Source organism: Rhodococcus tibetensis (genome assembly GCF_024438035.1).
GTDB lineage: Bacteria > Actinomycetota > Actinomycetes > Mycobacteriales > Mycobacteriaceae > Rhodococcus_F > Rhodococcus_F tibetensis.
In genome coordinates this window covers 31457-52512 of the sequence record NZ_JANFQF010000024.1, presented here as the reverse complement: position 1 = coordinate 52512, position 21056 = coordinate 31457, and the positions used below count along the sequence as shown (strand labels likewise).

Here is a 21056-nt window from a genome sequence, read left to right as displayed (position 1 = left end):
CGGTCCGGTCCAAATCTGAGAATACGTGATCCGCCCGAACGTGCCTACCTCCATGGCACCCGGTTCGAGCCCGACCGGTCCTGGGAGGTGAGGTTTGCCGACTCCGGTGAGTGGGGATGCTCGTGTGTGGAAGCATCCGCGCTGCATTCCAGTCGGATCCCTCGGGAAGGTCGTCATGAATACACTCATGTCCGGACTCGTCGCCGGAGCCGCCGGAGTGACCGCCCTCAATACGGTGACCTACCTCGACATGGTGGTGCGCGGCCGTCCTGCCAGCACGGTCCCCGAGGAAACGATCGATTCGGTCGCAGCCGGTCTCGGCCTGCGGATTCCTGGGCTCGGAAGTGCGATGCAGTCCCGCCGCACGGGCCTTGGAGCACTCGGGGGAATCGCCGTCGGCTTGGGCATCGCGGTAGCCGCCGGCCTTGTCCGCCGCACCGGCATGCGATTGTCGCCGGCAGCAGGTGCCGTGGCGATCGGCGCGGGCGCGATGGCAGCCACGGACATCCCGATCGCCATCCGCGGCATCAGTGATCCGCGCAGATGGTCGATCCAGGACTGGCTCAGCGACATCGTCCCGCATCTGGCGTACGGCGCTGCGGTGCATGCTGTTCTCCGACAGCAGGACGCGACGCTATCGATTCTGTGAGACCAGCGCGTCGAGATAGCGCCGCGTCATCACCTTCTGCACCGCGCGGTTCGCGGGCCCACCCAGACGGGTGAACCACCTGCCGGGCCGCGAGAAGGCGGAGATGCTCGCGACGACGGTGTCATCGGGCCGGTGTTCGATGACGAAACGCTCCTCCCCCGCTTCCGGGTGCCCCTCGAGCGACCCGTAGGCGAAACCCTGTCGACGGGGTTCGTCGACGATGTAAATCACTCGGCAACAGAAGGTGAGCCCGACGGGACCGATCCCCCACCGAAGCTCTACGGAGGCGTCCGGAGTCGCCGCGGGGGCATCGTTCTCGACCTTCACGCCCGCGCCGCGGTGCATCCCCCAGGTGAACAGCTGTGTGACCGCGGAGTCGAACGATGCGGAGCCACGACCGATCACCTTCTGCTCGTCGAGATGGTGGTATCCGCCCGGGAAGGGAAGGTCGCGACTCGCTCCCACCTCGGTATAGGTGAACTCGCGAGTGTCACAGGGTTTGCGGCTGACGGCAGGCTCCTCCCGACCTCCGGCCGGCCCGGTGACCGACCGCACAAGTGCAACACTAGTCCGGGTGTAACTCGGGGTGCATGGAAAGTGGGTGCCTCGAAAGTGTGCCTCGAAAGTTGAGAGGTGGCCGTACCGCAATCGGATTACGATTGCAGTGGACGTCATCCACTCGGAGGAGCACGCCATGAGCATCGTCGACAAGGCCAAGAACGCCGTCCAGCACGCTGCCGGCAAGTCGAGGGAATCGATCGGCCGGGCCACCGGCGACAACGAGCTGAAGAACATCGGCAAAGCGGATCAGGCGAAGGCCAATATGAAGAAGGCCGCCGAGCGGGTCAAGGACGTTTTCAAACACTGATCGTCAGAGCGTGAAATTCCGAGGCGCGTCGATGCGCCCCGTGCGCAACCATGCCGTCAGGCGATGCGATGCACTCGCGTTCGCATGATACGACTCACTGCCGCAAGCCCTTCGAGAGTCCCTCATTCGCCCGGCAGGACCGCCACACCCTCCCGCACGGCAATGGTCACCGCAGATGCTGGTATAGCGTTTTCAGGTCATGGATCGCGGCGTCCACTTCGCGTTCGCCGGCGCACACGGATCGGACCGCCTTACGCAGCAGCAACGGGTCGAGGTCGTCGACCGCCGCCCGGAAATCGGTGTCGGGCAGGGCGGGAAGCTGGGCACTGTCGCCGAACCAATCGGCCACATCCTCATCGGCATTGCCACCGCCGACTCCGTCGATCAGCATGTCGAGGTCGACACCACGCAGGGTCAGTATTTCCAGCGGGTTCTCGTCTATCCGCTCCGTGGTGAGATACGCGACCGCAGCGGCGTGCTTGCACGGCCAGCCGTGGTCCGGACAGGTGCAGTCGTACTGGAGCGCCGAGGAGCCGGACGGTAACAGGAGGGGGCCGAGAATTTCCGGCACTGCTCCGCCCGCGAGCATCGCAAGGCTGCCGGGTTGCTTCCGCACCAGGGTGACCAGTTCGGCGATCTCGCCCTCGTCGAGCCGGTCGATCTCGACGGTCGCGATGAAAGGCTGGAGCTGGCTGCCCTGGACTTCACCGGTAGCCATCCCGCTGCTGATCTCGAGGGAGACCACCTGACCGCTGCGCGCATAGCTGCGACCACGGCTCATTCGCCCCTTGTCACCGACGAACTCGATGATGTCGACCAATTCCCGTCCCCACCAGGTGTGGCCGAACGCTCCGCGTCGCGACCGCGCCTCCAGCCCGCCCGTCACCGGTCGTTTTGAGCCGTACCGAGCGAAATCCGGTGCCGGTCGCCGAGTCGTCATTCGCCGACCGCCTCGTCGCCGAGTCGCAGTAGCTCACCGAGTTGCTGCGTGCTCATCTCCGTCACCCAGTTCTCGCCGGTTCCGACCGCGAGATCGGCCAACTCCTGCTTGGTCGCGATCATCGCGTCGATCCGTTCCTCGAGCGTGCCCACACACACGAGTTTGCGCACCTGGACGTCTCGGCGCTGCCCGATGCGGAACGCCCGGTCGGTGGCTTGGTTCTCGACCGCCGGATTCCACCATCGGTCGAGGTGCACGACATGATTGGCCGCCGTGAGGTTGAGCCCGGTACCCCCGGCCTTGAGCGAGAGCAGCATGATCGACGGCCCTTCCTCCCCTTGGAAGGCCGCCACCATGTCGTCGCGCTTCTGCTTGGTGACGCCGCCGTGGAGAAATGGCACGGTGGTACCGAAGCGATCCGACAGAAAGGGTGCCACGAGATCCCCGAATTCGCGAAACTGGGTGAACAGCAACGCCTTCTCGCCGTCCGCGAGCACGGAGTCCAGGATGTCCTCCACCAAACCGAGCTTGCCCGACCGGTGCTGACCGCGCCGCGTCACCGCGGACCCATCCCGCAGGAAGTGCGCCGGATGGTTGCACACCTGCTTGAGTTTCGTCAGCGCGGCAAGCACGGCGCCCTTGCGCTTCATCCCCTTCTTGTCCCTGATCTGAGCCATCATGTCGTCGACCACCGCCCGATAGAGGGCCGCCTGTTCCGCGGTGAGATTGGCGCGCACCGTCATCTCGAACTTGTCCGGAAGGTCGGCGATGACCGCCGGATCGGTTTTGACGCGGCGGAGCACGAACGGTGAGGTGACGGACCGGAGCCGGGCCACCGCGGTCTCGTCCTGTTCCCGTTCGATCGGAACGACGAAGCGTTTGCGGAACATCGCCTCCGAACCGAGGATCCCCGAATTCGCAAAGTCGAGAATGGAACGCAATTCGTCGAGCCGGTTCTCGACGGGTGTCCCCGTCAACGCCACTCGGTGCGCTGCGGGGATACTTCGCGCCGCCCTGGCCTGCGACGTCTTCGAGTTCTTGATGTGCTGGGCCTCGTCCAGCACCACGCGGCGCCACCGCTGTTCCTTCAGTTGCGCGAGGTCGCGCGCCAGCAACGCATATGTGGTGATCACCAGGTCACTCGCACCGACCTCCGCGGCCAGCTCCTCACCGTTCAGCCGTTGCGGGCCGTGGTGGACATGCACCCGCAAGGTCGGAACGAAACGGGCCGCCTCTCGCTGCCAATTGCCGACCACCGACATCGGGCACACCAGGAGAGTGGGCGAAGACGCATTCTCGTGCGCCAGCAACGCCAGCAGCTGCAGAGTCTTACCCAGGCCCATGTCATCGGCGAGGACGGCCCCCAGTCCGAGCCTGCTCATGAACGCCAGCCAGTCGAGCCCCCGCTGCTGATACGGCCGCAGGGTGGCGTCCAGCCGATCGGGAACCGGAACCTGCTCTGGTTGGACGTCACCTTCCAGCAACGCGGCCGCCCACCCGCTCGCCGTCACCTCGTCCACAGGCAGACGCGACAGATCATCCGCGATGAGGTCTTTGAGCAAGTCGACGATGGCACGGTCGCCACTGCCCTGCCGTTCCGTCACGTAGCGTGCCGCGCGAGCGAGCACTTCGGAATCGGCACGAACCCACTCACCGCGCAAGCGCACCAGATCGCTCTTGGAATTGACCAATCGGGTCATCTCGGCGGCAGTCAGGACCGTGTCCCCGAGCGCCAGCTCCCAGTCGTACTGCACCAACTGGTCCTTGCCGACCGACCGATTTTCCGCGCTGGCCGGGGTACCCGGCGAACTGACCCGCAACCGCATCGACGGCGACGCCACACTCCACGCGCGAGGCAGCAACAAGCTGATGCCCTTCTCCTTCAACGCCACCGCCCCGTGCCCGACGAGGTCGATCACCACCGCGGTAGGGAGGAACAGGTCGAGGCTGTCGGGGTCGCTCGGCACGTCCTGAAGTCGCGGATACGCCGCCACCGCCTCCGTCAACTTGCGGACACCGATCTGGAGGCGGCTCGCATCGGTGTGGTGCAGCGGAATCGGAACAGGGGCTTCGCCCTCCGGGCGCAGGCACACCTCCAGTCGCCACAGGGCGGTGTCCGGATCCCAGTCACCCTCGACGTCGACGTCGTCGGGTTCGAGCAGGCGCAACACCAGCTCTGGCTCGTCCACTGTGAGACTTTCGCGCCAGCGGTCGAGCGAACCGGACAGTTGCGCGGTGCCCTCGTCGTAGTGGTCGCCTCGCACAAGCGTGTCGAGGAAGGGATGCAGTGGGTCGGTGCGCCGACCGTCGCGCGGTCGGTCACCGAGAACATGGCGGGTGATCGGGTCGGTGAGTTCGGTGACGAGATCGTCCAACAGGGGGCGAGCGCCGGTCCCGTAGCGCTGCACCGGCGGCATCGCGACGGTCAGTTCGGTGAGCCACGCCCGCTGCCGTTCGCCCCCCAGCAGGCGCCAACGCGGCCACCAGGTGCCCTCCGCCCGATGCGTCTCGGGCACCACCCGGCCGGCACGCGCCCACCGCTCGATTCCGCGCACGGTATGGGTGAGGTACCGAAGATCACCGGCGATCCGCGAGTCCCACGGCGACACGGCCAGCAGGAACTCCGCTGCATCGGGCGGGGCCAGCCCCACCGCCGGCCACTCGACCAACTCCGGACCCGAGGGCGCCGGCATCGGCACCTTCACATGGTGCCGGAACTTGCGCTGCAACACCCGGCCGACCGCATCGGCGGAGTCTTCCGCCCCGAAGTCCCGGTTCTCTACCCACAGCATGAGGCCCGAACCCGGTGTCCAGAGACCGTGCAGCATGAACCCATCCAATCAGGCGGAGCCGACAGCATCAGAAGTCCCTGCATCTTCCGTGTAACTGTGGCCCGTTCCGGGCCGATGAACGAGGTGGCGGCTGTCCACGCCGAAGCGCACCACGGATCGCTGCCACACCACTGCAGTGATCGGAGGAAGACATGGACTTTGCACAAGTTCTCGAGGGCTTGCTGGCCCTGCTCGAGGCGCTCGGACCCTTGATGGGCGGCGAAGGCGGTACGAGCCCGTTCGGCAGCTCCTGACCTGTCGACAAGGAGGCCCGCCGGCGATGCCTGGCGGGCTTCCTTGTGCTGATCCGCGAGCGTGCTGTCCGTGATAGGAGTGGAGGCGTGAGCACCGCATACGGCTTCCGCGAGTACGGCAGCCCCGGAACCCAGCAGTTCTTCGACGTGCACGTCCCGTCCCCGGGCGCAGGACAGCTACAGGTCGCGGTGCACGCGGCCGGCGTGAATCCCGCCGATTGGAAAGTGCGGGCAGGTACGCGGAAGGACACCGTGCCGATCACGCTTCCCGCGGTCCTGGGCCGCGAGGTGGCAGGGGTGGTCACCGCCGTCGGGCCTCGGGTCACGGAGTTCGCGGTTGGCGACGCCGTGTTCGGCGCCACGGCCACCGGCTACGGCGGATACGCCGAGCACACAATGCTGAATGCGTCGTCGACGGCGCACAAACCCGAATCCGTTTCCTTCGCTGACGCCGCCACCCTGCCCGTGGCGGCGGGCACCGCTTACGACGCGATGGCCATGCTGAACCTGCCCGCAGGCAGCCGACTACTCGTTATCGGAGCGGGCGGTGGTGTCGGGGTGGCGGCGCTGCAATTGGCGGCCGCCCGTGGCATCACCGTTCTCGGAGTCGCGAGCCGGAGCAAGCGAGAGGTGGTCGAATCTCTGGGCGCGGAGTGGGTGGAGTCCGGTGCCGAACTGACCACGCGGATATCGGAGCCGGTCGACGCCGTCTTCGATCTGGTCGGGGGCAGCGCGCTCGCCGATGCGGCGGGCCTCGCGCGGGAACCGGCCTCGATCATCAGTATCGGCGACCCGCTCGCTGCCCGCGATCTCGGCGGTTCGGGCGTGGAGCGCAGGCGCACCACGGCGGCCTTCACCGAGCTCGCCGCACTGGTGGCCACCGGTGTGCTCGACCCGAGGGTCACCCACCGTTTCCCGCTCACGCAGGCAGGCGAGGCACTCGCTACCGTCGAGTCAGGCCACACTGCGGGCAAGGTGGTGATCGAAGTGGGTTAGTCGCCCGAATCATCTCGGCTCGTGTCGTTCAGACAGCTTCGCGAGCGGAGTGTGGCCACAGAGTGGACCGGCGCATTGCCGAGCAGCCCGCCTGTCGGCCGCCGAACGCATCTACGTGGGCGAGGATCTGGTCGACTGCATCGACGAGCCAGTCACCGCGCACAGTGACCAGGGGTTCCTCGGAACCGACCGATCCCCGGCCGGCGACGTGCACCGTCCAGCCACCTTCGGCGTCGACATCCCGATCGACGCCACCGGTCGTGGCGATCGCCAGTAGATGACAACCCAGCGTCAGATCGACGCGCAGGCCCACACCTTCCGCCGTCTCGACGAGGCGTGCGGATCGATTGGTCGCCAGGGTCAGAGCGAGGAGTGCATCGTGGTACAGCCCTATTTTCGGTAAGTCACTCATGTTCGCCACCTTGTCTTCGAGAGACCGCCCGTACGACGCTCCACTGATCGTTGCTGTCCCTCGTGTCGCGGCGGCGTCCACAAAGTCTCGAATTGATAACAAAAGATCACGGATTGATAACAGGGGCTTCCTCGGCCCCGCTGCGGCCCACGATCGCCGATGCGAGAATTGCAGCATGTTCGTCATTGCCCCCGATCGGTCCGTAGACACCGCGGAGAGAGTGGACGGATTGGTGGTCTCGCCGCACACGGCGGCCGTGCGCCGCCTGGACAACGGTGCGCTCGCCGCCCTCGAGGTACAACTGCGCGGCCCGTCGGACGGCCCACTCGCAACCCCGGAGGCCTTGCGGACCGTGGCCCGGGCGATGAACGAGAAGCGGGAACTCGACCACCTCACATGGGAGGTCGCCGGCTCCGTCACGGCGGACGGCGTTCCCGTGCTGGTGTCGATCGATCTCGACTCCCTCCCCGGCTTGGAGGGGTTCGCTACCGAGAGCCCGCGCCGCGACATCGTGGTGATCACGGCCGCAATACTTATCGCCGATCCATCCCGTGCCCTTCGCGCCGTCGCGGATGCGCGCAGTCGTGGAAGGCTCATCGCCGTAGACGAGGTGGGTACCCACCCCGAAGCGATCGCACTCCTGTCGCTGGTCGAGCCGGACGTCATCCAACTCGCCCCCGTCATGATCACGCGTCGTCCGGATTCCGACATCGCCCGCACCGCGCATGCGGTGGCTGCGCGCGTGGAAAGCTCCGGTGCCGTGGTGGTCGCCACCGGAGTCGATACCGAGGTACAGCGCCGGCGGGCGCTCAGCCTAGGAGCGACGTATGGAGTCGGTGGCCTGCTCGAGGAGGTCGAGTCGGCGCCGACATCGTGGCCGGCATCGGCGACTGCCGAGCCCTTCCCGCCTGCACCTACGTGGAACACCCCCGAGCACGCCACCCGCTCCCCACACGCCATCGCGTCCTCCGGGCGTACCGCTGTCCGTAGTTTCAAGCGGCTCCTGGTGACGATGAGCAACACCCTCGAAACGCACGCCGCTGCCGCGGGGCCCGAAACCCTGGTTTTGGGAACTTTCCAGCGCGCCGAGCACTTCACCGACCGCACACGCGCCCGTTGGCAGAACATGGCGAGCCGGATCGCCTACGCGGGCGTGTACGGCGTCGGCATGGGCCACACGGTGGACGAGGGAATTCATCAGGCTCCCCTCGCTGCAGACGATGAATTGGTGGAGGAATGGAACGTCGTTGTCCTGGGCCCCCATTTCAGTTGCGTTCTCTCCGCCGTGGATCTTCACCGCGGAGAGGCGGATTCGGAACGCGAATTCGACTACGTCGTCTCCTACGACCGATCGACGGTCGTGCAGTGTGCGCGGGCTGTCCTCGACCGGTTCACCGCTGATCCGAACGGCGCCGGGTAGAGCAGCCCGAGGTCGAGCGTCGCCTCGACATTTCCGACGCCCGGAGCATGGCGTCGTGCACGACGCAGGTGAGATGCTGGAAGTTGTCCGCCCGCCACGCCGGAGACTCGGAGTCGGCCCATGAGCATCCTCATTCAGGTTCTCGAGCAGGGATACGCACTCACCACCCCGTGGGAGCAGCGGAAGTATGCGTTCGTCGACGCAACGCACATCGTGACCATTCGTCTCGACGGGCAGTCCGGCGTCTGGCTCGACGGTGTGAAACACGGTGAGGCGCATCGTCTTGCGATCACGCCGGTCCCCAGTGAGGCCATCTTCTTCCTCCTGCGCACCCTCGACATCCTGGCGGAATGCCGACAGAGTGGCGGGTCGTGGGTAATCGGGCACGACGGCGCCCACTTGTCCTCGATCGCCGCCGTGCGGTTACCCTTCGCCTGACGTGTCGGTGTTCCGCGGGATACTGCGGATCGCGAGTTCGGACACTCGAGCGCCGGGGGGACGCAATGAGAGTTCTGTATGTCCTAGTGGGGGCTCTTGCGGTCGGGGGCTGCGGGGTATCGATCCTCGATCTGAGCGGGCCGGGTGCTGCGCCCGGCAGTCCGCCACGCGCGCACATCGAACAGTTGCTGGCGCAGGTCGAGACCGTCGAGTCCCGCCCTCACCCGGGTGGATACCAACGCGGGTGTGCGGGCAAGGAACTGTGTGTGTTCGGTCCGGCGTGGACCGACGCCCAGAACGCTCCGGCCGGCCACGACGGGTGCGACACCCGCAACAACGTGCTGGCCACCGACCTGCGATCGGTGTCGTTCCGGGACGGCACCCGGGAGTGCGTCGTGCTGAGCGGGGTCCTCGCCGATCCGTACTCCGGCGAGGTCGTCGACTTCGACCGCAGCGACGCCAAAGCAGTGCAGATCGACCACGTATACCCGTTGGCCGCTGCCTGGGACATGGGTGCGTCGACGTGGCCGCTGGAACGCCGACTCCGCTTCGCCAACGACACGGTGTTCAATTTGCTCGCAGTCAACGGCGACGTCAACCAGGACAAGGGAGACCAGACTCCCGGCGACTGGCTTCCGCCGAATTCGGCTTATCACTGTTTCTATGCAGGCAAGTACCTCACCGTCGCCGTCGAGTACGGGCTACCCGTCACCGCCGCCGACCGGAGGGCACTCGCCGACGTCGCGGAAAGGTGCCCGTGAACTTCCTCAGGCCACAGTGAACGAACGTGTGTGCCATCCGGTGGCGCCTCCCGGTATCGGCGGCATCCTCTTTTCCACCTGGACGTTGCCGGCGAGGTCGGTCGCCCGCACCTGCAGAGTGTGTAGACCAGGTGTCGCCTGCCACTCCCAGGTCCATTGACGCCAGGTATCGATCGTGTACTGCCGCGCGAGCGTGGCCTTCTCCCACGGACCGTTGTCTACCCGCACCTCCACCGTCTCGATTCCTCGGCGCTGCGCCCAGGCGGTTCCGGCAACCAGCACCGGACCCGGCACCAGCGGGGCGAAGGGCGCCGGAACATCGATTCGGGAGGCGGTCTTGATCGGCGCCTTCTCCGCCCATCCACGCTTCGTCCAGTACGCGTCGGCCGCGTCGAAGCGGGTGAGTTCCCACTCCACCACCCATTTGGTGGCCGAGACGTAACCGTAGAGTCCGGGCACCACCTGGCGTACGGGGTAGCCGTGCTCGAAGGGCAACGGCTGACCGTTCATTGCCACCGCGAGCATCGCATCCCGCCCGTCTCGCAGCGCTTCGACCGGGGTACCCGCGGTGAAGTCGTCGATGCTCGTCGAGAGCAGCATGTCGGCCTCCGGGTCGACGCCCACCTCGTCGAGGAGATTTTTGATCGGGTAGCCGATCCAGGTGGCGTTGCCCGCGAGGATCCCGCCGACCTCGTTGGACACGCACGTCAACGTGATCATCCGTTCGACCGGTGTGCGCGCAACGAGGTCGTCCCACGTGAGAGTGAGCTCCCGCTCCACCATTCCGTGGATGTGCAGTTCCCAGTTGTCCGTCGTCATCCGCGGGACCCGCAGGGCGGTGTCGATGCGATAGAACTCGTCGTTCGCGGTGACGAAGGAGGTGCCGCCGGGCACGCCGATATCCGTTCCCGGGGCGATCGGAGACGCTTTGTCCACCACCGAAGGGATCGCGAAGTCGTTACGGTTGTCGACGGCCCCGGCGATCCGCTGTCCCAGATACCGTCCAGCAGCTCCCGTGGCCGCTACCGCCGCAGCAGCAGTGGCCGCCAACACCAAGAACTTACGGCGAGGCCACCGCGAATCCACACCATCGTTCCCTTCCGGCATCTGGGCCGCCACCGTCAGGATGCGGAGCACGACGATTCCGACCACGAGACCGGCGAGCGTCGGCACCGCATAGACCCACGTAGCGCTCGGACGGTGCGTCGCGGCATACACGCCGACGCCACCGAGGACCATGAGGAGGGCGCTACCGAAGGGAGCGCCCTGTCTCTCGAGGATGCCTGCCACCGCGGCAAATGCCGCGATCAGCACTGTCATCCCGACGAAAAGTGCGGGTTTGTCGTTCGTCCCGAACGTCGAGATGGCGAACTCGCGCGCCCAGGCAGGGCTGCGATCGACCGTAGTCGAACCGACCGCATAGAAGGGCGAGCTGTTCTGGTCGATCAGCACGGAGAGGAGCTCACCAACCGCGAGAACCACACCGGCCGCGATCACTCCGGCCAGTGCACGGGAGAACAGATGCCGTCGCCCCTGTGGCGCGCGTGCGGCCTCGGTCCGGTCATCGATCGTGCTAGTCATGCAGCCGCGCTCCTTTGTTGTGGTCACCGGGTATTCGGAGCCGGCAACACGCGCGGATGGGAGGTCACCACTAGTATTGCGCTGATGAACAAGCTCGACAAAGACACACTTCTCTGCATCTCGCTCTCCGGACGGCCGAGCAACATCGGCACCCGATTTCACAACTATCTCTACGGCGAGCTGGGCCTGAATTTCGTCTACAAGGCGTTCACCACCACCGATCTACAGGCCGCGGTCGGCGGGATTCGCGCACTCGGTATTCGCGGCGCCGGTATCTCGATGCCGTTCAAGGAACACGTCATCGACTACGTCGACGTCATGCACTCGTCGGCGTCGGTCATCGAGTCGGTCAACACCATCGTCAACGAGGACGGCATCCTGCACGCCTACAACACCGACTATCAGGCAGTGGCAAACCTGTTGCGCGAGAACGGTCTTCCGCACTCACTGTCCGTGGCCGTCGCGGGAAGTGGCGGAATGGCCAAGGCCGTGGTGGCAGCGGTCCGCGACTTCGGCTTCACCGACGTCACCGTGGTGGCCCGCAACGCGGAGACGGGCGGCGCACTCGCGAAGCAGTACGGCTTTTCGTGGCAACCCGAACTCGGCGACGCCCGTCCGGGCCTGCTGATCAACGCGACACCGATCGGGATGGCTGGCGGCGCCGAGGCGGACAACCTGGCGTTCGAACTCGACGCGATCGAAGCGGCGGAGGCGGTGTTCGACGTGGTGGCGATGCCTGCGACCACGCCGTTGATCCGGGCAGCGGCCGAGCGCCACAAGACCGTGATCACCGGCGCCGAAGTGATCGCCCTGCAGGCGGCCGAACAGTTCGTCCTCTACACAGGTGTACGTCCCTCTCCCGAAGAGATCCGAAGGGCGTCAGAGTATTCGCGGTCGTGAAACACCACGTTGGGCGCGGGTCACCCGACTGTCGCGCGAAGCCTTTCCGCCATCCGGGCGTCAAACGCCACGAACATCACGCGCGGCACACCGGCGGGTGATCGGCGCACTGCGCTGACCGCCTGACGGACCGCGTCGTCGGCCGGCCAACCGTAGACACCGGCCGAGATGAGCGGAAAGGCAACCGAGTCCGCACCGAGCTCGGCCGCCACCCGCAAGCTGCTCAGGTAGGCACTCCGCAAGACGGGTGACCGATCTTCGGAAGACGAATACACCGGCCCGACGGTGTGGATCACCCACCGGGCCGGCAACCTCCCCGCAGTAGTGGCCACGGCCTCCCCCGCCGGCAGGCCGTCGGGCAGCGTCGTCGCCCGCAACTTCCTGCACTCGTCCAGGATGTCCGGTCCGCCCGCGCGGTGGATCGCTCCATCCACGCCGCCGCCTCCGAGAAGGGTGGAGTTGGCGGCATTCACGATTGCGTCCACCGTCACCGTCGTGATGTCGCCCTGCACTACCTCGATGGTCGTCATCGGCCCATTATCGCCGGAAGTGGAGGGCAGTCCGCACGATCAATCCGGCGATCAGCGCCCAGAAAGCCGAACCGATTCCGAGGACGCTCACCCCCGACGCCGCAATCAGGAACGTGACGACAGCCCCCTCGCGTTCGGAGACGTCGGCGAGCGCCGACGCCAGCGCACCGCCCAGAGTCCCGAGTAACGCAAGGCCGGCCACCGCCTCCACGAGACCCTCCGGGGCCGCCGCAATGAGCGTGGCGACCGCGGCCGAACACGCCGCCAAGACCAGGTACGCCCAGCCTGCGGTGAAGGCGGCGAGCCACCGTTTCCGGGGGTCGGGGTGGGCGGTGGGCGCGGCGGAGAGCGCGGCACTGATCGCCGCGAGGTTGATGGCGTGCCCGCCGGCGGGTGCACCCACCACCGTTCCGATACCCGTCACCAGCATCGCAGGCCGCCACGGCACCTCGTATCCGAACGAGTTCATCACTGCGGTGCCGGGAATATTCTGCGAGGCCATGGTCACGATGTACAGCGGAACGGCGATCCCGATCAACGCCTGCCACGACCAGGCCGGCGCCGTCAGCACGAGCTCCGGCAGCAATGCGCTGGGGTCGAGTCCGATTCCGCCGACGACGAGGCTCACCGCGATCACCACACCCGCGACAGCGAACGCCGCCGGGACCGCCCACCGTGTCGAGTACCGCTGCAGAACGAGCCACACCAGCACGACCGGGACGACCGCCAGTGGTGCGTCCCGCAACGCGAGCACCGGAGCCAGGCACAGAGGCAACAACACACCGGCCAGCATCGCCTGCGCCAACGCGGAAGGTATCGCGGCGATGACGCGGCCGAGCCGAGGCCACAATCCGGTGAGAATGACGGCAGCACCGACAACGGCGAAAGCGCCCACCGCCGCAGGCCATCCACCGCTCACGGTCCCGGCGCCGGCGAGGAGCGCGGCACCGGGTGTCGACCAGGCAAGGGTGATCGGCATGCGGTAACGCCGCGACAACCACAGCATGCCCAGTGCCTGTGTCACACACAGCGCGAGGAGTCCCGACGCCGCCTCGCCGGAGTTGGCGCCCACCGCGGTCAATCCGGTGAGGACCACCGCGAAGGAACTGGTGAAACCCACGAGGGCTGTAACGATTCCCGCGCTGACCGGCTGGGCGGCGGAATCGGGCGAACGCACGTCACTGTCGGGTACGGACATAGGACGCGATTCTGCCCGATGCACGGTCGCGTCCGGCGGGCCCGCCCAGGGCACGGGCGCCCCGGCGTTTAAGGTCGAGGCGATGAAACACGACGACGTCCCCGCCTTGCCGACCGCCGCCGACTTCCCGGTCCTGTGGCCGGTACCCACACGCTGGGCGGACAACGACCACTACGGGCACGTCAACAACGTCACCTATTACTCGTACTTCGACACCGCGGTCAATGCCTGGCTGATGGCGCAAACAGGCAGGGACATCCGGGAGTTGCCGGCGATCGGCATCGTCGCCGAGACGTCCTGCAAGTACCTCAGTGAACTGACCTTCCCGGACAGTCTCCAGGTGGGTCTGTCGATCGAGAGGCTCGGCAATCGCAGCATCGTGTACGCGCTCGCGATTTTCCGGGAAGGCGAAGACACCCTCGACCTTGCGGCGCTCGGCCGCTTCGTCCACGTGTACGTCGACGCGAAGACACGCAAGCCGGTGCCCATCCCGCCCGAAATTTACAATGCAGCAACACTACTGGTGGTAACGGACGCAAATTGAGCGCCCGGTACCGCGCAGCGGTGCCCCGGTTCAGCGCAGGCCCTCGGCCTCCGCGGTGGCGACGGCCCGGGCGATGATTCCGTCGATCAGCGTGACCGTGGGCGCCCCGGTCTCGGCCCGGTTCCGTGGATCGTCCATCACCCGACGCAGGACGCCTTCGGCGATGATCGCCAGCTTCCACAGTGCCAGGACGTGCCAGTAGCCCACGTGCGTGACGTCACGCTCGGTCTCCCGGGTGTACGCCTCCACGAGCTCGACCCTCGTCGGGAAACCCTCCAAAGTGGAAGCAGGGAAAGGTCCGGCATCCTCGTCACCGTCCTCCGGCCAGTAGGCCAGAAGTGCACCGACGTCGGCCAGGGGGTCCCCGAGAGTGCAGAGTTCCCAGTCCACCACGGCGAGCACCTCCCCCTCCTCGGGCGAGGTGATGACATTACTCAGGTGGAAATCGCCATGTACGAGCGACAGTTCCTTCTGCTCGGGCATGTTGCGCGCGAGGATGTCCGCGAGTTCCTCGATCGCCGGGACGTCCCGCGTCCGGGACTTCTCCCACTGGTCCGCCCACCGTTTCAACTGCCTTGCCGCGTACGGCTTGTGGCTCGCCAAGTCCTCGAGCCCGGCGTCAGCGAGGTCGACGGCGTGAATCTTCGCGAGCGCACGCGCCATCGCGAGCCCGACACCCCGTCTCTGCTCGGGCGTCAACTTCTTGGCGACCCCGATGCTGTCGATCACCACGCCACCCACGTAGCTCATCAACACGAGCGGCGCGTCGGTCACTTCGGGATCTTCGGTGAGTCCGAGGATTTTCGGCACCGGCACGTCCGAACCCTGCAATGAGGACAGGATTCGATGTTCCCGGACCACGTCGTGCGCCGAGGCGAGCAGGTTTCCGAGCGGCGGACGCCGAAGCACCCACCTGCCGCCACCTGCATCACTGACCGCATATGTGAGGTTCGACTGACCGTTTCCGATCCTCTCGAAGCTCAGCGGTGCGATCGCTCCTACACCGAGTCCGGCAATCCACGCGGAGACGGCATCTTCGTTCAACCCCACAGCATTCACGCGCTCGATGCTAACCGCTCGCGTGCCCTGCGCGGTGGGAACCTAGACGCACCGGCAATGACGGCGACGCGGATTTCGGCTTATACACCTTCTGCGGACGGTCCTTCGGAATCCGCGGCGAGCGGGGACGATGCGCACCCTCCCTGGCCGGATTGCCGCTCCATAACAGTTCGGCTTCGGGCGCTGTCACAACTGGTCATAAGACGCAGTACGACTCTTCCAACTGCTCAACAACTGGTCATCTTGCTCTGCCGGGATTCGGCCACTTGCGCACTTCGCGTTCCGGTGGATGCTGAGAAGTAGGACACACACATGTCCTGTAGTGCAGCGCACGTCTCCCGCGAACCCACAAGGTCTCCGGGACGCGACAAGCGAGGTGAGTCCGATGGTCGACAAGATTGCCTATCCGGTCCAGCTCATTCAGCCGGACGGCCGACGGGTCCTGCGACCCGATTACACGAGCCTGGTGCGCGATATCGGCCCGGACGAACTTCGCGCACTGTACGTAGACCTGGTGGTCACCCGCCGTGTCGACGTCGAAGCCACTGCCTTGCAACGGCAAGGCGAACTGGGCCTGTGGGCCCCCATGCTCGGCCAGGAGGCCGCACAAGTCGGTTCGGCCCGCGCGCTCCGCCGCGACGATTACGCCTTCATCAGCTACCGGGAGCATGCCGTCGCCTACTGCCGGGGTGTCGACCCAGCGGAGATGACACGGATGTGGCGCGGAACCGCACATTCAGGCTGGGATCCGAGTGCAGTGAATGTCACCAACCCGGCCATCGTCGTCGGATCTCAAGGGCTACACGCCACCGGATACGCCATGGGCGCTCACTTGGACGGTGCCGAGATCGCGACCATCGCCTACTTCGGTGACGGCGCCACCAGCCAGGGAGATATCGCCGAGGCGCTGGGCTTCTCGATGAGTTTCAACGCCCCGGTGGTGTTTTTCTGTCAGAACAATCAGTGGGCGATCAGTGAACCCGTGCACCTACAGAGTCCCGTTCCGATCTCCCAGCGCGCCGCCGGCTACGGGATGCCCGCCGTCCGAGTGGACGGCAACGATGTTCTCGCCGTCCTCGCGGTCACCCGGCAGGCCACGCAGCGGGCACGTGAGGGCAGCGGCCCCTCGTTCATCGAAGCCATCACCTATCGGATGGGTCCCCACACGACCTCCGACGATCCGACGCGGTATCGATCTTCGGCGGAGACCGCGGAGTGGACCGCCCGCGATCCGATCGACCGCATGCACCGCCTGCTCGACCGCGAGGGCCTACTCGACGATGCGTTCCTGGCCCGGGTTCGTACCACCGCGGACGACATCGCCGCGCGACTGCGGTCGGGGGCTGTCGGCGCACCCGCACCGCCGCCGCTCAGCGTGTTCGATCACGTCTACACCAGTGCACATCCGCTCGTCGACGAAGAGCGCGCCCAGTACGCCGCGTACCTCGCAGCGATCACCGACACCGAGGAGGCACTGTCATGAGCACCACCAGAATGTCACTCGGTGCGGCCGTGGGAGCCGGTCTGCGGCGCGCACTCGAAGGGGACCGCAAGGTCGTGATCATGGGCGAGGACGTCGGACGCCTCGGCGGGGTCTTCCGTGTCACCGACACCTTGCAGAAGGACTTCGGCGACAACCGGGTGATCGACACCCCGCTTGCCGAATCGGGGATCATCGGCGCCGCCTTCGGTATGGCACTGCGCGGATACCGGCCCGTGTGCGAGATCCAGTTCGACGGCTTCGTATACCCGGCATTCGACCAGATCGTCTCGCAGGTCGCCAAGATTCACTACCGCACCGAGGGAAAGGTGACTGCGCCCCTGACTATCCGCATTCCCTACGGCGGTGGAATCGGGGCGGTCGAACATCACTCGGAGTCCCCGGAAGCCTACTTCGCCCACACTGCCGGACTGCGGGTGGTCACCCCGAGCAGTCCCGGTGACGCCTTCCACATGATCCAGCAGTCGATCGCGTCGGACGACCCGGTGGTGTTCTTCGAACCGAAGCGGCGATACTGGGACACAGCGGAATTCGACGTCGACGCCGAACCGGACCTGCCGTTGCACCGCGCGCGCGTCCTGCGCGAAGGATCGGACGCCACGATCGTCGCCTACGGTTCTGTCGTACCCACCGCGCTGTCGGCGGCGACCATCGCCGCCGAGGAGGGCCATCTCCTCGAGGTGATCGATCTGCGCTCCCTCTCCCCGATCGATTTTTCCACCATCGAGCGATCGGTCCGCAAAACCGGGCGGCTCGTCGTGGCGCACGAGGCGTCGACGTTCCTCGGTCTGGGCGCCGAAGTTGCCGCCCGGATCTCGGAGCGGTGTTTCTACCAACTCGAGGCCCCCGTTCTGCGCGTCGGTGGTTTCGGCATTCCCTATCCCCCGGCGAAGCTGGAACGTCACCACCTCCCCGACGCCGACCGTCTGCTCGAGGCCGTGGACCGCAGCCTCGCGGCCTGACCGGGTCCGCCCGAAGGAGAGGAGTGTCCGTTGGCGCAGGAATTCCGCTTGCCCGACCTCGGTGAGGGGTTGACCGAGGCCGAGTTGGTGTCGTGGTCGGTCGACGTCGGTCAGAGCGTCGAACTGAACCAAGTCATCGCCGAGGTCGAGACCGCCAAGGCGCTGGTCGAACTTCCCTCGCCCTACGCAGGTGTCGTGGAAGAGCTGTTGATCCCCGCGGGCGCCACAGTGCCGGTGGGGACACCGCTCATCAGAATCGCCACCGACTCGGCGACGGACGAGCGGCCGACCCGGACTCCCGTCCTGGTCGGATACGGACCCGAGGCCGCCGCCCAGAGCAGACGTCCCCGCACGCGCGCGCCCGCGGCACCGGAGACCACGGCACCACGCGAACGCGCGCGCCCCGACGCGTCGCCGGCGGCCCGGCTGGCAGCACGCGAGCGTGGAATCGACCTCACCCTCGTCCGGGGCACCGGTCCGTCCGGTGCCGTCACCCGAAACGATGTGGAGGAGTACGCCGGCTCGACCGAAGCACGCGGGGCGGCGGGACGGGCCGAGCGGGAGACCCGCACACCTGTGCGCGGCGTGCGGAAGCAGACCGCCGCCGCCATGGTCCGCAGCGCGTTCACTGCGCCCCACGTCACGGAGTTCGTGACGACCGACGTCACGCGGTCGGTCGAACTTCTCGAACGTCTCCGCGGTCTACGGGAATTCGAGGGACTGTCCGTCACTCCTCTCAGCCTCGCTGCGAAGGCCATGATCGTTGCCCTGCGCGAGCACCCCGGTCTCAACGCCACCTGGGACGAAGAGAATCAGGAAATTGTCACCAAGCACTACGTCAACCTCGGCATCGCCGTGGCCACTTCGCGCGGTCTCGTCGTTCCCCACGTGACAGAGGCACAGTCGCTGAGCCTGCTCGAACTGTGCCGGGCAATCACCGAACTGACCGCCATCGCGCGCAGCGGCACAGCCGCCCCTGCACAACTCACCGGCGGTACCGTCTCACTCACCAACGTCGGCGTCTTCGGTATCGACACGGGCACACCCATCATCAACCCCGGCGAATCCGCGATCCTGTGCCTGGGCGCCGTCACCCAGCGGCCGTGGGTACACGAGGGCGAACTCGCCGTCCGCTGGGTCACGACCCTGAGCGTGTCCTTCGATCACCGCGTCGTCGACGGCGAACAGGGGTCGCGATTCCTGTCCTCGGTAGCGGCGATGCTCCACGACCCGGTGGCCCTGCTCGCACACCTCTGAGCCTGGGTACGTTTAGCCCCGTGAGTACATCTCAACCGCCCGCGGTGAACAGGCGCGCACGGGTCCCGGAAGTTCTCAGGTCCGCCCGCGCGGCGATCTTCGTAATCTTCGGGATCAACGGGTTCCTCCTCGGGATGTGGGTGGTCCACATCCCCGCGATCGAGGGCCGTACCGGGATCAGCCACTCCACGCTCGGGTCGCTGCTTCTCCTGCTGGCGATCGGCGCGATCATCGGCATGCAGCTCACCGGCCCCCTCGCCGACCGAATCGGAAGCAGGCGGACCGTGATCGCCGCCGGGCTCACCCTGTCGGTCGCGACGGTCGGCCCCGGACTGGCGACCGAGGCGTGGCAGCTGGGTCTCGCACTTCTTGTCTTCGGCTTCGCCAACGGGGCGCTCGACGTTTCGATGAACTCGCAGGCAGTCGAGGTGGAACAGCGCTACCGGCGGCCCATCATGTCGGCCTTCCACGCCCTCTTCTCCGTCGGCGGGGTCGCAGGATCGCTCGTCGGCGCCGCAACACTCGCCGCAGACTGGACGCCGGCCGCGGCGCTCCTGGTCGCCGGGGGCATCGGGATCGCGACCGTCGCGGTGAGTGCACGGTGGCTCATGCAGGATCGACCGCGCGACGCGGAGAAGGTCACACCCGAAGAGAAAGCGCACGGAAGACTGTCGGCACGAGTCCTGGCGCTCGGCGGCATCGCGTTCGTGCTCATGCTCGCCGAAGGCGCCGCCAACGACTGGAGTGCGCTGCAGGTCAAAGAGCACCTCGCCACCTCCGACTCGGTCGCCGCCCTCGCGTTCGGCGCCTTCTCGGTGATGATGACGGCTGGACGGTTCACCGCCGACCGGGTCAGTGGCGCTCTGGGGCCCGTCGCAGTCGTCCGCTACGGCACGCTGATCGCCGCCGCCGGATTGGGGCTCGTGCTCATGTCCGAGATACTCCCGCTCACGATCTTCGGCTGGGCACTGTTCGGTTTGGGGCTCTCCGGAGGAGTTCCTCAAATCTTCACCGCCGCGGGCAACCTCGGCTCGGGGTCCGCGGGCACCAACATGTCCCGCGTCGTCGGCCTCGGATATGTCGGATTCCTCGCCGGGCCGGCCACCATCGGCTGGATCACTCAGGTGATTCCCCTCACAACCGCGATGGTGGTGCCACTGGGGTGTGTGTTGATCGCCGCTGCGTGTGCCGGTGCGGTCCGGCGAACACCCCACGCCGTACTCCGGGATCACAGCGCGCTCTCATAGTTCGTTCAGCGTCGGTTGGCATGCTGGATACCGTGACCGAATCGAACAGCACGCTGCGCCGCAGCGTTCACCGTCTTGCCGTATCCGCGGCGGGCACGGTGCTGCTGTGCGCGCTGTACCTCGTCAAACCTGCATCGACTGCGCTCACGTTCCCAGAGCCGTTACGATCCGTCGCGGACCAGGTGATCAGCACCATCGACGTCACCTCCGTACTCGTCGCGACCGTCGTCCTCGCGGTGGTCGCGATGTTGCGGAAACTCTCGTACGGAATCGGGGCGGTCCTGGCGCTCTGTCTCGGAGCGAACCTCACCAGCGCCGCCGTGCGGGCCTGGGCGGCGGATGCACCGTCCGTCCTGCTCCCGAGCGGGCACGTCGTCGCCGCCGCGGCCCTCTATGGCTCGGCAATCCTGGTATCGGCGCCGCGTTTCCGGCCCGTGATCGCTGGCCTGGGGTTCGCCCTGATCCTCGGCGTCGCGGGAGCCTCGGCGCTCGTCGATCCCATCAGCGTCTACGGGCTCGTAGCGAGCCTTGTCGTGTCCTCGATCTGGTGGGCGCTGGCGTCGACGCTGATGCTGTACTCCCCCGTCGCCGCGAAACGGGAGGAGCTACGCCCCGACACCGCGGCCATGGCCTTCTCCCGGCACCGCAGCAGCCTCCGCCTCTGAGGCGCTTCGCGCCCGTGCGTGGTTAACGAGTCTCTGCACTCGT

General features: G+C 66.7%; 21 protein-coding genes. 13 read left to right on the top strand and 8 right to left on the bottom strand.

The window, feature by feature from the left end; genetic code table 11:
• The first annotated feature begins 175 nt into the window (after positions 1-175).
• Positions 176-649, top strand: a complete 474-nt coding sequence (locus tag NOF53_RS23255; RefSeq protein ID WP_255973196.1) for a hypothetical protein — start codon at positions 176-178, stop codon at positions 647-649.
• Here NOF53_RS23255 and NOF53_RS23250 read toward each other — a convergent pair.
• Entirely contained in the window at positions 635-1204 is a 570-nt protein-coding gene (locus NOF53_RS23250) for a DUF1990 domain-containing protein (protein ID WP_308213861.1), read from the bottom strand. The genes NOF53_RS23255 and NOF53_RS23250 overlap by 15 nt on opposite strands.
• Before the next feature lie 139 nt (positions 1205-1343).
• On the opposite strand from NOF53_RS23250, the gene NOF53_RS23245 reads away from it, so the two are divergent.
• Positions 1344-1517: a CsbD family protein gene (locus NOF53_RS23245; RefSeq protein WP_255973193.1), complete on the top strand. Its 174-nt coding sequence runs from the start codon at positions 1344-1346 to the stop codon at positions 1515-1517.
• A 166-nt stretch (positions 1518-1683) separates the two neighbouring features.
• Here the strand turns inward: NOF53_RS23245 and NOF53_RS23240 are convergent, their stop codons facing one another.
• On the bottom strand, positions 1684-2457 hold the full coding sequence (locus NOF53_RS23240; protein WP_255973191.1) for an SWIM zinc finger family protein: 774 nt from the start codon (positions 2455-2457) through the stop codon (positions 1684-1686).
• Positions 2454-5285 (bottom strand): DEAD/DEAH box helicase, encoded by a 2832-nt coding sequence (locus NOF53_RS23235; protein WP_255973189.1) that lies wholly within the window; start codon positions 5283-5285, stop codon positions 2454-2456. Before NOF53_RS23235 ends, NOF53_RS23240 begins: the two co-directional genes overlap by 4 nt.
• A 344-nt stretch (positions 5286-5629) precedes the next feature.
• Here NOF53_RS23235 and NOF53_RS23230 point away from each other — a divergent pair, with 344 nt between their 5' ends.
• Complete coding sequence (locus NOF53_RS23230) at positions 5630-6538, top strand: NADP-dependent oxidoreductase (protein ID WP_255973187.1); 909 nt, start codon at positions 5630-5632, stop codon at positions 6536-6538.
• Positions 6539-6566: 28 nt separating this feature from the next.
• On the opposite strand, the gene NOF53_RS23225 is transcribed toward NOF53_RS23230, so the two are convergent.
• Entirely contained in the window at positions 6567-6950 is a 384-nt protein-coding gene (locus NOF53_RS23225; protein WP_255973185.1) for a hypothetical protein, read from the bottom strand.
• 175 nt (positions 6951-7125) lie between these two features.
• On the opposite strand from NOF53_RS23225, the gene NOF53_RS23220 reads away from it, so the two are divergent.
• The 3 genes from NOF53_RS23220 to NOF53_RS23210 all read left to right on the top strand — a co-directional run bounded on the left by NOF53_RS23220 (position 7126) and on the right by NOF53_RS23210 (position 9569).
• A complete protein-coding gene (locus tag NOF53_RS23220; protein WP_255973182.1) occupies positions 7126-8370 on the top strand; it encodes a DICT sensory domain-containing protein in 1245 nt (414 codons plus the stop codon).
• Between the two features lie 120 nt (positions 8371-8490).
• Positions 8491-8808 (top strand): hypothetical protein, encoded by a 318-nt coding sequence (locus NOF53_RS23215; protein WP_255973179.1) that lies wholly within the window; start codon positions 8491-8493, stop codon positions 8806-8808.
• Positions 8809-8873: 65 nt separating this feature from the next.
• Positions 8874-9569, top strand: a complete 696-nt coding sequence (locus NOF53_RS23210) for an HNH endonuclease family protein (protein ID WP_255973177.1) — start codon at positions 8874-8876, stop codon at positions 9567-9569.
• A gap of 6 nt (positions 9570-9575) precedes the next feature.
• On the opposite strand, the gene NOF53_RS23205 is transcribed toward NOF53_RS23210, so the two are convergent.
• Positions 9576-11150 (bottom strand): molybdopterin-dependent oxidoreductase, encoded by a 1575-nt coding sequence (locus NOF53_RS23205; protein WP_255973175.1) that lies wholly within the window; start codon positions 11148-11150, stop codon positions 9576-9578.
• A gap of 84 nt (positions 11151-11234) precedes the next feature.
• Between NOF53_RS23205 and NOF53_RS23200 the strand changes: the two genes are divergently transcribed.
• Positions 11235-12050: a shikimate 5-dehydrogenase gene (locus NOF53_RS23200; protein ID WP_255973173.1), complete on the top strand. Its 816-nt coding sequence runs from the start codon at positions 11235-11237 to the stop codon at positions 12048-12050.
• A 20-nt stretch (positions 12051-12070) separates the two neighbouring features.
• Here NOF53_RS23200 and NOF53_RS23195 read toward each other — a convergent pair whose 3' ends face one another.
• A complete protein-coding gene (locus NOF53_RS23195; RefSeq protein ID WP_255973171.1) occupies positions 12071-12580 on the bottom strand; it encodes an O-acetyl-ADP-ribose deacetylase in 510 nt (169 codons plus the stop codon).
• 7 nt (positions 12581-12587) lie between these two features.
• Positions 12588-13778 (bottom strand): benzoate/H(+) symporter BenE family transporter, encoded by a 1191-nt coding sequence (locus NOF53_RS23190; RefSeq protein ID WP_255973169.1) that lies wholly within the window; start codon positions 13776-13778, stop codon positions 12588-12590.
• A gap of 82 nt (positions 13779-13860) precedes the next feature.
• On the opposite strand from NOF53_RS23190, the gene NOF53_RS23185 reads away from it, so the two are divergent.
• Positions 13861-14322: an acyl-CoA thioesterase gene (locus NOF53_RS23185; protein WP_255973166.1), complete on the top strand. Its 462-nt coding sequence runs from the start codon at positions 13861-13863 to the stop codon at positions 14320-14322.
• Positions 14323-14352: 30 nt separating this feature from the next.
• Here NOF53_RS23185 and NOF53_RS23180 read toward each other — a convergent pair whose 3' ends face one another.
• Positions 14353-15381: a phosphotransferase family protein gene (locus tag NOF53_RS23180; RefSeq protein ID WP_255973164.1), complete on the bottom strand. Its 1029-nt coding sequence runs from the start codon at positions 15379-15381 to the stop codon at positions 14353-14355.
• Between the two features lie 385 nt (positions 15382-15766).
• Between NOF53_RS23180 and pdhA the strand changes: the two genes are divergently transcribed.
• From pdhA to NOF53_RS23155, 5 genes are read left to right on the top strand one after another with little or no spacing between them, the layout of a single operon-like run.
• A complete protein-coding gene (pdhA, locus tag NOF53_RS23175) occupies positions 15767-16864 on the top strand; it encodes a pyruvate dehydrogenase (acetyl-transferring) E1 component subunit alpha (protein ID WP_255973162.1) in 1098 nt (365 codons plus the stop codon).
• Positions 16861-17844: an alpha-ketoacid dehydrogenase subunit beta gene (locus NOF53_RS23170; RefSeq protein WP_255973160.1), complete on the top strand. Its 984-nt coding sequence runs from the start codon at positions 16861-16863 to the stop codon at positions 17842-17844. The genes pdhA and NOF53_RS23170 overlap by 4 nt, the downstream gene beginning before the upstream one ends.
• A 30-nt stretch (positions 17845-17874) precedes the next feature.
• Complete coding sequence (locus NOF53_RS23165) at positions 17875-19101, top strand: dihydrolipoamide acetyltransferase family protein (protein WP_255973158.1); 1227 nt, start codon at positions 17875-17877, stop codon at positions 19099-19101.
• Positions 19102-19121: 20 nt separating this feature from the next.
• Positions 19122-20348, top strand: coding sequence for an MFS transporter (locus NOF53_RS23160; RefSeq protein ID WP_255973156.1), 1227 nt, complete (start codon positions 19122-19124; stop codon positions 20346-20348).
• 32 nt (positions 20349-20380) lie between these two features.
• Positions 20381-21013, top strand: a complete 633-nt coding sequence (locus NOF53_RS23155; RefSeq protein ID WP_255973154.1) for a hypothetical protein — start codon at positions 20381-20383, stop codon at positions 21011-21013.
• Positions 21014-21056: the final 43 nt, after the last annotated feature.